Origin of the sequence: Maribacter sp. 1_2014MBL_MicDiv, from assembly GCF_001865655.1 — a bacterium.
In the GTDB taxonomy this organism is placed as follows: domain Bacteria; phylum Bacteroidota; class Bacteroidia; order Flavobacteriales; family Flavobacteriaceae; genus Maribacter; species Maribacter dokdonensis.
Map to the genome: position 1 here is coordinate 3,072,128 of NZ_CP011318.1, position 16,628 is coordinate 3,088,755.

Here is a 16,628-nt window from a genome sequence, read left to right on the forward strand (position 1 = left end):
TATTAAACTCCGCTGAATGCGCTAAATCCTCCATCTATTGGTACAACAATTCCGGTAACGAATTTTGATGCTTCGGCACATAGATAGTGAATAGTACCATTTAATTCATTGGTTTCTCCAAATCTTTTCATGGGTGTGTTCTTAATAATTGTTTCTCCACGTTCGGTAAATTTACCGGTTTCTTGATCAACTAATAAGTTTCTATTTTGGTTACCAATGAAAAAACCTGGTGCAATTGCATTTACGCGAATACCTTCTCCAAATTTTGTTGCTAGTTCTACAGAAAGCCATTTGGTGAAATTTTCTATGGCTGCTTTAGAGGCTGAATATCCAACAACTCTTGTAATTGCACTTTGGGCGGTCATAGAAGAAATATTTATAATTACACCCTTATTGTTCTTAACCATTTCTTTGCCAAAAATCAAGGATGGTAAAATACTGCCAAATAGGTTTAGATCAACCACTTTCTTAAAATGATCAATATTTACGTCAAATATGGTTTGGTCAACGGATATAGTGGCTCCGGGCATATTCCCGCCTGCAGCGTTGATTAAGATGTCAATTTTTCCAAATTTGGCGATGATTTTATCAGAAACTTCCTTTAAGTTTTTTTCATCCAAGGCATTGCAAACAAATCCGGTAACGTTATTGTTGATCTTTTTTAACTGCTCTATGGCGCTATTGACGATATTTTCTTTGTAATCCAATATGACAATGGTAGCACCGTTGTTAAGTAGGTAGCTTGCCATTTCTCCGCCAAGTATTCCACCGCCACCAGTTATTAAAATTACTTTGTTTTCTATACTGAATAAGTTCATTTTCGTGTTGATTATTGTTTTAGGTTAATCGTATGGTTTCCACTGTTAAGGATGATGATTTGTTGTTTTGGTTTTATTTTCTTCCCGTTATGTCTGCCTTTTAACTTAATGAGGGGAACTTTAAATTCAGCGGACATGTTTTCAGGTATTTCTATGATATATTGATGTGTTTTTTTGCCTTTTGTGAAACTTGCTTTAATGATCCCGTTCATGGTGGGTACTTTAATATTGGAATATTTCAAATTAGCTAGTTGAGGTTGTATTTCGGCTATTTTAAATCCTGCTGTTTTGGGTTTAATGCCCCACATATAACGTGTAGTTATGTTCAAGGGCGCCGTACCCCATGCATGGTTCCAGTCAGCATTTGGTTTGTATTTTACATCCCAAGCCTCTAAGGTCATGGTAGCGCCAACTTCTATCATGTTCCACCATGTTCTATCACCTTTGGTATCGGTAATGAGGTCTAAAGCATATTGTGCTTCATTGCTTAAGTATAAACCTTCCAATAAATATTGTGCGCCATATACACTGCAAGCCATGCCTCTGGTTTTTATAAATTCGGTAACCGTTTTAACATGCTCCTTTGGTACAATGCCAAATGCTAAAGGCATCATATTAGCATGTAAGGAAGAATGAGTAGATCCTTCGCCATCTGTATAATATCCTCTGTCCGAATTAAAAAACGTTGTATTCATAGTGGTTTTTACATTTTCGGCTTTCTTTTTGAAAAAAGCTGCATCCTCTTTTTTGTCAAGTACAGTTGCGATTTCTGCCATTAACGTTAGATTATAATAATAGAATGCGTTTACCACGGTGTTTACCGGTACAATTTCGTAACCATCCCTTTCGCCTTCTGGGGTAGCTAATTTCCAACCTGTATCTTTTTGAGCGGGTGGCCAATCAATAATGTCCTTTATTTTAGTATCTGCCTTTTTAAAACCTAGTTTCTGAATATATGCTGCATTCAGATTTGGCGAAGAAGAACTGATAAGGCCATCTGCACGTTCTAACTCCATTAAGGTTTTTAATTTAAGGTTTTTATAATGTTGTTTTAAGGGTTCTATATCTCCCGTATACATATAATCAGTGTAGAACATAGGCACCGTATGTAATAACCATTCTGTAGGCCAAGTAGGGTTTTCAATAAAGTAAGAATTAGTTCTCCTTGCCATTGTATAGAGGCTATCAACACTATAATGACTTAATTGATTTATGTAGGCATCTGCTTCATATGGTATTCGTTCTCTATCACCATCTACATAAAAACCTGTAAAACTTGTAGCTTTTAAAGTGTGTTTACAAAGCTCCCATATGGAATCTAGAATTTTGTTGGATGATGAGAAGGCACTAGCCTCATCGTTAAATTTGTGATGTAAAGCTTTTTGATGGACCTGTAGTTCGGTAATTGGAATTTTTAGGTTTTCAATTTCACAATATTGAAAAGGCATTACCACACCAATACTATCTTGCAACTGTATGGCAGCACCTGTGGTATTGCGCTTATCTGCAGTTAATTTTGGAAGGATTAAGGTGTTGGCGGTCAATTGTGGTAATACAATTTTTTGATATCTTATTGTTGCTCCCGGATTTTTATCAACTCCATTTTTATCGTTTAATTTCTCACCTAAATGAATGATCAATGAATCTGTTTGAGGTTTATTGCTATATAATTGTATGGTTCCAAAAAATGCTTTACCAAAATCTATTAAATAACTATCGGCTGTTAGTTTGTCAACCTTAGCAGGTGGAATGATAGTAGTTTTTAAATCAATATTTGTATTACTATTTTGAGCTTGGGTTACTGCAATAGAAAGTAGTATAAGACATATGTGAATATGCTTTTTCATAGTATTTACGATATGTATATTTATGATATTTAGAACTAGATACTATGCCGTCAATAGCATAGTATCTAGTATAATAGTCTTATTGGGGGTATTACCTATATGTCATTGTTTTTTTAATAAGAAGGCAATTGCGTATAAGTATTGCTATGCTGGTTATACATCTTTTATTTCCCAACCTGGTTCGTATGTTCTAGACCATAATTTCATGGCTTCTCTATTAAAAATACGACCTGTAGCTTCATCAACTTCAAATGAATCATCTATTCTAGAAGCTATATTTGCATAATGTGTTAGCATTTGGCTAATAGCACCCTCATCTATAGGAGAGGTTAATTCGGCTTTTCCCCTAATGGCATCAAAGAAGTTGACAGTGTGTAGAGTTGACATATCGCCGCCACCACCTAGTGCAGTACCTGCTTCTTCTCCAGCAGAAAGGTTTTCTTTAATGAAATTTCCTTTTTGGTCAAATAACTTATAACCGCCGCGATCAATATATGCAGTACCTTCTGAACCTGAAACTATGGTGCCTCTACCATATTTATTACCAAATTTATGATATCCGGTTCTACTATTTCCATCCCACTTAATAGTTTTGTTTCCAGCGAATTTAAAAGTTGCTTCCATTGTGTCATACATTTCCCATCCATCATCTTTATAATGATACTTGCCAGCATCTACAGATACGTGTTCGGGATAGGTAACACCCAATGCCCAACGTGCAATGTCAAGTTCATGGGTGGCATTGTTGCCCATTTCTGCGGTACCATAATCCCATCCGTACCAATGCCAATTATAATCCCAAGTGTTGTCCGTGTACGCTCTTCTTGGAGCCGGTCCTTGAAAAAGTTCCCAATCTAAACCTTCTGGCGGGTTTGCTTTGGTTTGGTGGGGTACACGACCTCTTGCACTAATATAGAATGCGGTTGCCTTATATACATCACCAATTACGCCGTTATGTATATCTCTTATAATTTCTTGAGATTCTAGGGCAGATCTTTGCTGGTTGCCCATTTGAACTACTTTATCAAATTTCTTTTGATAGGCAACCACCAACTCACCTTCGCGCGGGTTATGGCTACAAGGTTTTTCTAAATAAACGTGTTTGCCGGCTTGCATTGCCATACAGGCACCTGGTGCATGCCAATGATCTGGCGTGGACATAAATATGGCATCAACATTTTTATCGTCCAATATTTTTCTGATGTCGTTTTCCAATTTTGGTTTGCTGCTAATTTTAGATGCTACTTCTGTGGCAGCTTTGTCTCGCTGACTTTTCATTACATCACATAAATAGGTAAGCTCAACATTATTTTTTTTGTGTGCTATAGCAGGTATATAGGCACCATACCTTCTACCTAAACCTTGAATAGCTACATGAATTCTATCGTTTGCACCTATTATTTTAGAATAGCTCTTTGCTGTCATCGCATTTGCGGTACCACTGGCTATCGTAGCCCCAACTGCACCCAAAGCTGTTTTCTTAATAAAATTTCTTCTGTTTGAACTCATCGTATTTATTCTTTTGTATTATTTATAGCTCGGATTTTAACATTTTTGAACGATACTAAATCTCCATGGTCCTGTAGTAGTATTTGACCCTTATCCAATTCCCCGAAATTGGGCCACTTGGCATATTTACTTTCAGAAACCAATTTTCTATATGCATCACTTTTTCTTTCATATTCAAGAACTTTGGTCCCGTTTAGCCAATGTTCAACATGGTTGTCTTTAGATATGATATAGGCTGTATTCCATTCACCTATAGGTTTAATGGGTTTGTTTACATCTGCTTGAATTAAATCGTAAAGAGAGCTAACAGTTCTGCTGCCTTCATGGTTTCCTTTTTTTGCATCTGGGTGAAGATTGTCATCCAATATTTGATATTCCAGGCCAATAGAAGAGCCATCACCTTTATTGATCTCAGTGTCAACATAATATTTAATGCCACTGTTGGCTCCTGGGGTTAATTTAAAATCAACTTTCAATTCAAAATCTCCATAAAGTTCTTTGGTTACAATATCACCACCTGCGGCAGATTCTTCCCCACCAGAAGAAAGTACGCTTAGAACGCCATCTTCAATTTTCCATCCTTTCTCAGGGAATTCTTCTAACTTGGCACCTCTCCAACCATCAGTAGTTTTTCCGTCCCAGAGAAGTTTCCAGCCGTCTTTCTTTTCATCTATGGTCAGTTGATTTTTGGTAATAATTGGTGTTAAAGGAGAATTTCTTGAGTATTTAGAAACACTATCGGTTATGATTCTTACATTTTTCCAAATAATATCTGTTCCTGCTTTTTGATCTTTATGTATGCTATGCACTTGTAGGCATATAAAGCCTTTTGCGGTTTTATCATCTATAAGATATGCGGCAGGTACGTCATTTACCCAAGTTTTAATCGTATCACCTATAGCTTCAATTCTATAATGGTTCCAGTCGTTTTGCTTAAAGGCTTTTTGTGCAGCTGGATTATTGGTCATAGGGTTTAACCAACCACGCCTTGATTCATCATAAATACCACCGCTCCAGGCTCTTTCAGAAGGGTCTATTTCAACTTGATATCCATGTACCCTGCCATCTCTATATGTTGGTATACTATTACTTCTAATTTGAATTCCCGAATTCATGGTAGAATCTACCTTATAGTCTAATTCTAATATGAAATCGCTATACATTTCATCTGTAGTTAAAAATGTGTTAGGAGTGTTGTGGGTTGTGGTTCCTACTATGGCACCTTCTTTAACGGCATAGGTTGCATCTCCTCCTAATTTATGCCATCCTTTTAAAGTTTCTCCATCAAAAAGATCCACCCACGGGGCATTGTCTTTAGGAGTTTCGCTACAACTAATTAATAATGTAACGGTTGCCACGAGTAATAATTTACTGTTGATCAGGTAATTTTTCATTGTTGTCATTTTGGTTTTAAAAAGGCTTTACAAAGTATTGTTTTTTAGTTTTTTTATGATGGACATTTTAATACAAAGCATGGATTTTACCATCTAACGGCAAATTTCAACTTTACTTCAAATACTGAAAATATGAAATTTTGCCTCTACAAACTATGTGAATTTCGTAATTATTTGATGTGTATTTTATGAAATATATAATACAGCAAATATGGGCTTTTTTATGATTGTCCATATTTTCGATGAATTTGTCCATCTGTTAACTTGGTCTTAACAATACATTAGTAGTCAATTAACTTAACAATAACAAAAATGAAAAAACTAAAACTATTAATGGTATTCCTTTTATTGGGTATGTCATCGGTACTATTGGCGCAGAGTAGCGTTACGGGTACGGTGGCAGATACCCAAGGCATGCCAATTCCTGGAGCATCTATCGTAGTAAAAGGAACATCAAATGGAACGGTTACCGATTTTGATGGCAACTTTAGTATAGCGGTAGATGATGGAAATGTTCTAAGTGTATCTTATTTAGGTTATAAACCTGTAGAGGTGACTTATTCCGGTCAATCTAACATTCAAATTACTATGGAAGAAGATACGGCTCAGCTAGATGAGGTAGTAGTAATTGGATATGGTTCTGTGAAAAAGAGTGACTTAACGGGCGCTGTAGCTTCTGTAGACAGTGAAACGCTTACAGAGCAAAGAAAGACGGATGTAGGGCAGGCAATACAAGGGCGTATTGCCGGGGTAGATGTAAGAACCCTTAATTCAAAACCTGGAGCACCTTTATCTATAAAGATTCGTGGTAATACCGTAATTACTGCAAACCAAGGTAATGAGCGTGATGGTGTTAGTGATAATCTAGATGATGATCCTTCTAAACCTCTTTTTGTGGTCGATGGTATATTTTTCGATGATATAAGTGTTTTGAATCCTTCTGATATCGAGCAGATGGATATTTTGAAAGATGCTTCCGCAACAGCAATTTATGGTTCTAGAGGTGCTAACGGTGTGGTTATCATTACAACAAAGAGTGGTATTGAAGGTAAAACCGTTTTTACTTATGATTCTTCTTTTGGATTACGATCGGCAACTAATGTTCCAGAACTTTACTCAGGTCCTGAATATTTAGAGTTTGTGGATGATGTTCTAAGGGCTAGAGCTTGGCAAGGTACAGATAGAACGGTTGCATCTTATAATAGTATAGTAGTAGATCGCTCCACTGAAATTCAATCATCTAACGAAGAAGCATCTAATGTTGCTAATGGTAGGTATACTGATTGGATGGACCTTTTTAGAAAAACAGGTTTACAAACTAGCCATACCGTTGGTATGTCCGGTGGTAGTGATGGTTTGGTCTATAACGGATCAATTGGTTATTTACATGATGAAGGTGTCATGGGTATAGAGGAGTTCGAAAGATATAATCTAAGTGCTTCTTTATCTAAAAAAGTATCTGACAAGGTAACGGTTGGTATTAAATCTTATTTGGCTCTTTCAGAAAGAGAAGAAGGTAGTAGAGAATTGTTTAGAAGTACACTGCGCCTAGCACCAACGGTAAATCCTTATGACGAGAACGGAGAGCCTATTTTATTTCCAGATGATCAAGATTTGCGATTTGTAAACCCTATTTATGATGCAGAGGGTGCTTGGAGAATTAATACTAAAACCTTAGATGTTATCGCCAATGTATTTTTTAACTATAAGCCAAACGAATGGATCAATTTTAAAACACAATTTTCTCCTAACATTAGTACTCAACGTTTTGGGGAATATAGAGGCTTGTTGACGAAATCATCAAGAAATGACCCATCTAGAATTCAGTCTCATTATCAAACAGACTTTAAGACATCTTATACATGGGATAATATTCTTGATTTTAATTTTGATATAGCCGAAGGTCATAACCTTAAAACTACCTTGATCAATTCATTGTACTATTCTAACCCTGAGGGAAGTGATATACAGGTACGTGATTTTGATACCGATGCATACTTGTTCTTTAATACTGAAGGAGGTGCAGAGATACCTAGAGATTATGGTAGTTTTTATGAAAAAGAGACTTTAGCCTCGTTTGCCGGTCGTTTAAACTATAGTATTAATGATAAATACCTGTTTACTTTTACTGGTAGATATGACGGTTCTTCTAAACTGGCGGTAGGTAATAAATGGGCATTTTTTCCATCCGCAGCTTTTGCATGGAGAGCTAGTGAAGAACCTTTTTTGCAGAATGTTGATTGGTTAAGTAATTTGAAATTACGTTTAAGTTACGGTGAATCCGGTAATGACAAAACGGTAAACCCATATAGTTCATTAGCATTTTTGGCACAGGATAGTTATTTGTACGGTGATGATTTTAATGTTGGTAAATCTGTTGAGGGGCTGTCAAATGCAGATTTATCTTGGGAGGTTTCTAAGGAGTATAACCTCGGATTGGATCTTTCGGTTCTAAATAGTAGGGTTAATTTCGGTTTTGAATTTTACAACAAAGAAACAGAAGGCAGTATTCTTGCCCGTCAATTGTCTTTTGTAACTGGTTTTGGAGATTCTGGTACCGTAGGTAATTTTGGTTCGGTAAGAAACAGAGGTGTGGAACTTACCTTAAATACCGTAAACGTACGTACAGACAACTTTACATGGCGTACCAACATCAATTATACGAATAATGATAACGAAATACTTGAGCTTTATGATGGTATAGAACAGATCTTAGTTGGTTCGGACTCTAGACTGAATGGAGTTTTGCAAGTAGGTGCACCAATTGATGCAACATTTGATTATGAGGTAGATGGTATTTGGCAAATAGACGAGGCTGCGGAAGCGGAGTCCTTTGGACTATTACCTGGGCAGTATAAATATATAGATCAAAATGGTGATGGAGTTATTAACCAAGAAGATAAAAGGGTTATAGGTTCTCAATCTCCAGATTGGATCGCAGGTATGACAAATACCTTTAACTATAAGAATCTTGAATTGAACGTTCAAGTAAATACAAGGCAAGGAGTATTTGGACATTCTGAGTTTCATCAAAACTTTGCTTCATTTAATGGTGATGCAGCAGTATTCAATAGTTTAAAGCAAGATTATTGGACACCTAATAATCCTGATGCTAGATATCCTTCGCCAGAATATGGAGAATCTTCTTACCCTTGGTTTTATGAAGATATGTCTTTTGTAAGAGTTGGTAATATTGGTCTTGCCTATTCATTTTCTCAAGACCTTTTAGACAAGTTGAATATGTCTACGTTACGTCTGTCGCTTGATGTTCAAAATCCGTTCACCTTTACCGATTTTGCTGGTCCGGATTCAGAAACAGGTTTACAGAACTCCTATAATATGGGGTATTCTGTCAAAACAGTTTTATTCGGATTAAAATTATCGTACTAATTTTTAAACTATAAAAAGATGAAACTATTAAAATATATAAAGATTATAACCGTCTTCTTTATCATGATTTCGCTGAATTATGCCTGCGATGATTATTTAGAAGAAGAGATATACTCAGATATTACTTCTGAGAATTTTATTACACAAGATAATGCCGATCAATTGGTGGTTGGGGTGTATAGCAGTTTAAGAGATGTTTATAAAGAATATACTTTTCAATATTTGGGCACCGATGTCTTTACAAGTAAAAGTGAAATATTCTCTTTTAGTCCAACAAACGACTATTTTAATTTAAACTCAGGTGAAGGCCTTGCGGTTTGGTCAAATAATTATAGTGTAGTTGGTAAAGCCAATATTGTAATTAACAGATATGAGAATCAAATAAACTGGAGCGATGCAAATTTAGGGGCAAGAGATTACGGTATAGCCCAGGCTAAGGCACTAAGAGGTTTGGCGTATTTTAATTTGGTACAACAATACGGTGGGGTAGTCATAGAGGTAGATGAGGTGCAGACCATTCGTACAGATTATGCCAGATCTACAGAAGCTGAAACATATGCACAGATTATTTCAGATTTAGAAGAGGCTATTCCCGTATTGTTAGATGACCCTAGTACAGGAAGAATTTCTAAACGCGCAGCACAACACCTTTTAGCTGAGGTTTATTTGACAAGGGCATATACTTCGGCCGGTACTTCGGCAGATTTTGATACAGCTGCGGCATTGGCTGAGCAGGCGATAGGTGATTATGATATTCGTAGCCAGTCTTTTGCAGAGGTTTTTGATTATGGTAATCAAGAAAATGACGAAGTATTATTTGCCATACAATATGGAAATAGTGGATTGGCAGATGATAAAAGTAATAACAAGCATTCGCTTTTTATGAATCAGGTATTCAATTATCCTGGTGTGAATAGAACTACAACACCCTATGGGGTAAGTGGTTTTGGGGCAATGCCTACACCATTCTTCTATTCTTTGTTCGCCGATAACGATACAAGGGAAGATGTTACAATTCACCGTGCGATCATAGCCGACAGTGATGAACCAGATGGTCCAGATAATATTGTTGCAGGTGATACCATAGTTTATTACCCTAAAAATGCACTAGATGCGGATGAATTAGCAGATCGCTTAAATCGTTATTGGGTATACCAACCAGATCAGTATCTATTTGGATTGCCCGATGATATACCAGGAGTTAATTATTTATATTCTTTAAATATTGAAAGAACAAATTTTCCAATATTTAAAAAGTTCGATGATCAAGACTTTAATGAAGATACCGATGGGGCTAGAGATACCTTCGTATTTAGGGTAGCCGGCACACACTTAATTGCAGCAGAAGCTTATTTGGGAGCAGGTAATACAGCATCGGCCCTTAATCATTTAAATATTGTTAGAGAGAGAGCCACTGGTGTTGCAAATGAATACACATCGATAAGCATTGATGATATTTTAAATGAAAGGGCTATAGAACTTGCAGGAGAAGAAAATAGATGGGCAGTACTGAAGCGTACCGGTAAGTTAGAAGAGCGTATTGCGCTATACAATCCACATGTTATGGATCATGGGACTTTCAATGCAGGTATTCACTTGTTAAGACCAATACCTGCCAATGAACTACAATTGTCAGATGGTTCTTTAGAACAAAATCCTGGTTATTAAAAATTATGGAATTTTAAGAGATAATAAGAAGTTAGTTTTCATTCCTTGAGTTGATATGGGCAGGTTTTGTACCTGCCTGTATTATGCTTTAGATGATATGGAAAAGACTATTTTGAGGGTGAGATTATTTTAACCATATAGTATACTTGAGTTAATATGATTTCAGCGCTTATTTCTGAGATTAGCTTACTTATCCCAATTCAAAATTCCTTTTTCAATTTATAGTTTCAAGATCACTTCATTTGTTCATATTAAAATGTAGTGCATTCAAATATTCAAAACTTCTATAAAATAGAAAGACGTAAACGAATGATTAAAAAAAACAGATTATTAAAGCATTTCTTAATTCTGTCTGCTTGTTTAGCATGTTGTATAGGCTGTAACAGCAACTTTAAAAATCCGTCGGCTGTATATTTAGTTATGGCAGAACATGCTACTACTGCTGCAACTTCGACGATTCGTGATCTAAAAAACGATCTAGAAAAAGTTTTAGAGGAAGATGTATTTATAATCACGCCGAATTCTACGGTACCTGAAAATACACTTGTATTTATTTTAGGAACTTCTCAAGATACCTTTATAAATAAGTTTGTTACTAATGGCCAAGTAAAGCTTTCCAAATCAACACCAGGTTCTGGAGGCGGCATTTGGGCTATAAATACTTACCATAAGAATAAAGCTATAGTTATTGCAGGTTCAGATGAGCAAGGTTTGCAATATGCGATATATGATTTCTCAAAAGATGTTTTGGGTGTTGATCCCTTAGAATATTGGACGGGAAAATTACCTCAGAAGAAAAAGATCAATGACCTATTGAACTTTAAACCAAAGACTATAGCCCCACCAAAGGTGCCAATGCTAACTTATTTTGAGAATGACGTAGATGAATTGGCAAACTATAGGGGCGAGTTGTTAAAATACGATTGGGAGAGCTATACTGAAATGATCAACTCTTTGGTACGTCTTCGTTATAATTCTATTCAACTTTTCGACATGTTGGGTAGACCCGAGTTTTTTATTAGACCTGAGTATAAAGCCTTAAAGCCAGACTATCAAATAGATATTGACTATGTAGAGAAAATGATAGATTATGCCCATGAGAAAGGAATGAAGATAGCGGTAGATTTTGCTCTTGGGTATCAAATTCATCCAATGGATGCTGAAAAAGCAGATTGTTGGAAAACATATAAAGCAGATTGGTTACAAGCTTGGCGCTATTATTTTGAGCACACACCGTTGGCAAAAACAGACGTTTTTATATTAAGACCACGCCACCAAGTATGGGATTGGAAATATGAAAGTACCTGTGGGGAAAGTAAAATTGAGGTATTTAATGAGGTTTATGCCGCATTTGGTGAACTGGTAGATGAGTATAAGCCAGAGTCTCAAAAGGTACTTGTTTGCTATTCTGATGGTATGGAAATGTGGAACAATGGTTTTAGACCTCCTAAAGATTGGACCGTGCTTTGGTCTGATCATGGATTTGGCGAATTTGAGCACTTACCAAGTACTACCGATGGTTATGATTTTGGAACATATATGCATGCTGGTTATTGGCTAAACCATACGGTACACAATCCATACCCAGAGAAGGTGGAGTCTGTAATGAAAGAAATGTTCCATAAATATGATGCTGATAATTATTGTTTGGTCAATGGGCAAAATTTTAGACCGTTTCTGTTAAATCTGGTTGCTTATAGCCAGGTATGCTATAGCCCAGATGACTTTCATGCGGATACTTTTTATAAAGATTGGACAGAACAATACTTTAGCCCAGAAGCAGCTGAACATGCAGTGAATTCAATGAAATATTTAAGTGAGGCACAAGAGGGCAGAAAGGGGTATGTAGAGCATTTATGGGAAATTAGGGAGGCAGTTTCTTATTTATCCAACGCCCCAATAGAAAGACCGGGTAAATCACCTGTGCCATATGATTATGATCGTGTAATTGGTGATGTAGAAAACGTTGAAAGAATCAATGTAGTTTTAAAGAAAGCAATTACTGAATCAAAATTAGGATATGAAAAATTGGGTAACAATGATAATTTTTACCATTCCTATGTGCTTCTTCCAGCGCAGTTGTATTCAGATTTAATTGCCTTTGAAACATCATTACATAAAATGGCTCAACTCAAAAAACAATTTGAGAATACTAAAGATAAACAGTATTTGAAAGAAGCTATTTCTTTATTACCAGCAGTAAAGACACAACTAGATACAATTTTAGATCGCAGAAGTACCGGTGATATCGATGATAAATGGAAAAACTGGTATGCTATAGCTAACAGAAGACAAAATAATGGTTTTCCTTCTTATGATATGCTTAATGCTATTGAAACTAATCTTACTAAAATGACTCTTTAAATTGATAAGAATGAGATTTGGCTACAATTTTAAATATAACGTTGTTTTACTGAGCATATCAATATTGATGTTAGGTGCATGTAAAGAACGGCCCGTAAAATCTAAAACCGATGGTAAACAGCATATTGATTACACGGCTAAGGTGTATCCCCTTTTAGATACGGAAAATTCAAGATGGTTCTACTTTTCATCTGCAAGCAGGCCTTTTGGTATGGTCAACCTGAGTCCAGATACCCAAATTGGGGGCGCTTGGGGAAGTGGTTATAGATATAAAACAGATACAATAAAGGGATTCAGTCACATACATGCATGGCAAATGTCTGGTATTTCGGTCATGCCCGTGACTACAAATAAGGAAAGCAAAGAGGATATTTATAAAGATTTCTATTCAAAATTCAGTCATGATCAGGAGGTGGTTATACCTGGTTTTCATAAAGTAAATCTTGATCGTTTTAATATTGCCGCCCAATTGACCAGTACTAAAAGAGTAGGTTTTCATCAATATAGCTATCCTGATAACCAAGAAGATAAAGCTATACTTTTCAACCTTAATACATTGTTAGGCCCTAGTAGTAATACAGATGGTTTTTTAGAGCAGAATTCAGCTAATGAGCTTTCCGGTAAAGTAACGATGGAACCTACGCATAGGAGACCGAAGCCTTTAACCGTTTATTTTAAAGTTAAATTAAATGCTAAAATAGTATCCGTCAATAAAGATGACAAAACAGGTAATTATCTCATTGTTTTGGATAAGGACCAAAATAATGTATTAATGAAAGTGGGTATATCTTATACCTCTGTAGCGAATGCAGCGCTTAATATGTCCAAAGAATTACCGCACTGGCAGTTTGAGAAGGTTAAAGAGGAAGCAAAAGGAGAATGGAACGGTTTACTTGGAAGAATTAGTGTTAAAGGCGGTTCTGAACAGGATCAAAGAAGGTTTTATACAGATTTGTGGCATGCATTACAAGGTAGGCGTATTATTAATGATATAAATGGTGCTTACCCTAATAATACAGGAGAAATATTTAAAGTAGGGCAACTGCCTTTAAATGCTGATGGCTTGCCAAAATTCAATCATTTTAATTCAGATTCTTTTTGGGGAGCACAATGGACCTTGAATACTTTGTGGGGCTTGGTGTATCCTGAAATAATGTATGACTTTTCAAATTCCTTAATGCAGTATTATAAAGATGGCGGACTCATACCACGTGGACCATCAGGTGGTAATTACACTTACGTTATGACAGGAGCGAGTGCTACTCCTTTTCTAGTGACAGCTATTCAAAAAGGTATATTCAAGGATGAACTGGAAGACGTTTACCAAGCTTTAAAGAAAAATCATTTGGTTGGTGGAATTATGGAGAAAGCCGGCTATGAGCACACTACTAATATTGGTGGTGGCTTAAAATATTATTTAGATAAAGGTTATGTGCCTTACCCAATACCGGAAGGTAAATTTGGTAGCCATCAAGACGGTGCTAGTTTAACCATGGAATATGCGTACCAAGACTGGACGTTGGCACAATTAGCGAAAAAGATGGGTCACAAAGAAGATTATGATTATTTCCTGGCGAGATCTTCTAATTATAAAAATGTATTTGATAAGAAAATTGGATGGATGCGCCCTAAAGATGTAGAAGAAACATGGAAATCTGAATATGATCCTTACCAAGCTGAACATGGTTTTATTGAATCTAACGGAGCACAATCTACTTGGTTTGTGCCACATGATTTGGTTGGACTGGCTAATTTAATGGGAGGGAAAGATGCTGCAATTGATAAACTGAATGAACAGTTTAAAATTGCAGAAACTCTTGGTTTTACAGCTGGCACTTCACATGCTGTGGAACTACACCCAGAGTACAGTAGAATTCCAATCAATTTTGGTAATCAGCCCTCAATACAAACAGCTTTTATTTTTAGTCAATTAAATAGACCAGATTTAACACAATTTTGGTCGAGAAAAGTGACGAAAACTGTTTTTGGTGGTTTATCGCCTTCAACCGGGTATAACGGTGATGAGGACCAAGGATTAATGGGCAGTTTGGCGGTACTTATGAAGATCGGTCTCTTTCAAATGAACGGTGGAACAGAAGCTAATCCTGAATACCAAATAGGTAGCCCTATTTTCGATGAGGTCAATATTAAATTGAATAATAATTTTTATAATGGCGACCTGTTTACCATAAAGGCGAACAACAATAGTAATGCTAATTTTTATGTATCAGATGCTGCGTTTAACGGAGTATCAATAAAAGCTTATAGCTTAAGACATGAGGATATTGTAAAAGGGGGCGAGCTAATCTTGGAAATGACCAATACAATAAAATAAAAATATGAGATTCAAACTATCAGTTCTATTGGCACTATTTTGCTCTACAATTTATTCGCAAATAAATAATAGGGTAGATTTAGAACAAGATTTTATGGATATGGGATTTGGGATATTTGTGCATTGGAGCGTTGATTCCCAATTAGGTAGTGTAATAAGTCACTCATTGGTAGGGGCATCAGATGATTATGTTAATCAGTATTTTAATGAACTTCCTAAAACATTTTATCCAGATAAGTTTAATGCAGACGAATGGGCAAGGTTATTTAAAATAACTGGTGCTGAATACGTCGTGTTTACTACCAAACACCATAACGGATTTTGCATGTGGGATACGGAAACCACTGATTTTAACATCATGAATACTCCTTACGGTAAAGACATAACTGGTCAGCTTTTTACGGCATTACGTAAGCAAGGACTAAAAGTAGGTGTGTATTTTTCTCCTGAAGATTTTAACTTTTTAAACAAGCAAGGAGAACTCATTTCAAGAAATAGTAGAATGAGTCAGATTACAGAAAACGAAAAACTGCTGGAGTACGATAAAAAACAGGTTAAAGAGTTGGTGAGCAATTACGGACCTATTGACGTAATATTTTTCGATGCTTTTAAAACAACACCTATAGTACAGTATGTACATTCTTTAGACCCAAATATTGTAGTTACAAGAGGAGAAATGGAAACTCCAGAACAGAGTATACCCAATACGGCAATGCAAGGACCATGGGAAACCTGTATGACCATGGGAACCCAGTGGCAGTATAAACCTACTAATGAGTCTTATAAAACTGGAACTGAATTAATTGAAAAACTAATAGAAATAAGAGCAAAAGGAGGTAACTTTTTAATGAATGTTGGTCCTAAGCCTAATGGCGAAATTCCATTGGAACAAGAAGAACGGTTAAGAGAAATTGCCCTTTGGATGTATGTAAATAGTGAAGGGATCAAAAATGTAAGGCCCGTGCCAACTATTATTAAAGATGGCGATATGTGGTTTACTAAAGGTAAAGATGAAAATACGGCATATGTTTTTATAACTGGTCAAAAAGATTGGTTTAAAGGTTTTAGAAGAAATTTTCTGCTTAAAAATATGAAGGCAACTAAAAATACGGCTGTTTCTGTTTTAGGGCAGAATGATTTAGTGGTTGAATATTGGCCGGAAAACACACCAACATCTCATTTTGTTCAACATAAAGATTTACTGGAAATCTCAATAAGTAGAGCACAACGGCTTTACAATGATAAGGTTTGGCCTAACCCTATTGTGGCTAAGGTGACAAATGTGGAATTTATTAAATAGCAA

Annotated in this window: 9 protein-coding genes; 5 read left to right on the forward strand and 4 right to left on the reverse strand. The window is 36.1% G+C overall.

What is annotated here, in order from left to right; genetic code table 11:
- Window positions 1–2: 2 nt before the first annotated feature.
- From YQ22_RS12955 to YQ22_RS12970, 4 genes are all read right to left on the reverse strand, one after another.
- A complete protein-coding gene (locus YQ22_RS12955; RefSeq protein ID WP_071341527.1) occupies window positions 3–818 on the reverse strand; it encodes an SDR family oxidoreductase in 816 nt (271 codons plus the stop codon).
- An 11-nt stretch (window positions 819–829) separates the two neighbouring features.
- Window positions 830–2,665: an alpha-L-rhamnosidase-related protein gene (locus tag YQ22_RS12960; protein WP_071341528.1), complete on the reverse strand. Its 1,836-nt coding sequence runs from the start codon at window positions 2,663–2,665 to the stop codon at window positions 830–832.
- A gap of 153 nt (window positions 2,666–2,818) precedes the next feature.
- Window positions 2,819–4,174 carry a Gfo/Idh/MocA family protein gene (locus tag YQ22_RS12965; protein ID WP_071341529.1) on the reverse strand — a complete coding sequence of 452 codons (1,356 nt, stop codon included), beginning with the start codon at window positions 4,172–4,174 and terminating at the stop codon, window positions 2,819–2,821.
- Window positions 4,175–4,179: 5 nt separating this feature from the next.
- On the reverse strand, window positions 4,180–5,568 hold the full coding sequence (locus YQ22_RS12970; protein ID WP_232231189.1) for a 3-keto-disaccharide hydrolase: 1,389 nt from the start codon (window positions 5,566–5,568) through the stop codon (window positions 4,180–4,182).
- Window positions 5,569–5,880: 312 nt separating this feature from the next.
- Between YQ22_RS12970 and YQ22_RS12975 the strand changes: the two genes are divergently transcribed.
- The 5 genes from YQ22_RS12975 (at window position 5,881) to YQ22_RS12995 (ending at window position 16,625) form a co-directional block, all read left to right on the forward strand.
- A complete protein-coding gene (locus YQ22_RS12975; RefSeq protein ID WP_071341531.1) occupies window positions 5,881–8,958 on the forward strand; it encodes a SusC/RagA family TonB-linked outer membrane protein in 3,078 nt (1,025 codons plus the stop codon).
- Window positions 8,959–8,976: 18 nt separating this feature from the next.
- On the forward strand, window positions 8,977–10,626 hold the full coding sequence (locus tag YQ22_RS12980; protein WP_083414256.1) for a RagB/SusD family nutrient uptake outer membrane protein: 1,650 nt from the start codon (window positions 8,977–8,979) through the stop codon (window positions 10,624–10,626).
- 309 nt (window positions 10,627–10,935) lie between these two features.
- Entirely contained in the window at window positions 10,936–12,990 is a 2,055-nt protein-coding gene (locus YQ22_RS12985; RefSeq protein ID WP_156894574.1) for a glycosyl hydrolase 115 family protein, read from the forward strand.
- Window positions 12,991–13,000: 10 nt separating this feature from the next.
- A complete protein-coding gene (locus YQ22_RS12990) occupies window positions 13,001–15,325 on the forward strand; it encodes a GH92 family glycosyl hydrolase (RefSeq protein ID WP_071341533.1) in 2,325 nt (774 codons plus the stop codon).
- Window positions 15,326–15,329: 4 nt separating this feature from the next.
- The gene (locus YQ22_RS12995) at window positions 15,330–16,625 is read left to right on the forward strand and encodes an alpha-L-fucosidase (protein ID WP_071341534.1); all 1,296 of its coding nucleotides are present in this window, start codon (window positions 15,330–15,332) and stop codon (window positions 16,623–16,625) included.
- Window positions 16,626–16,628 lie beyond the last annotated feature (3 nt).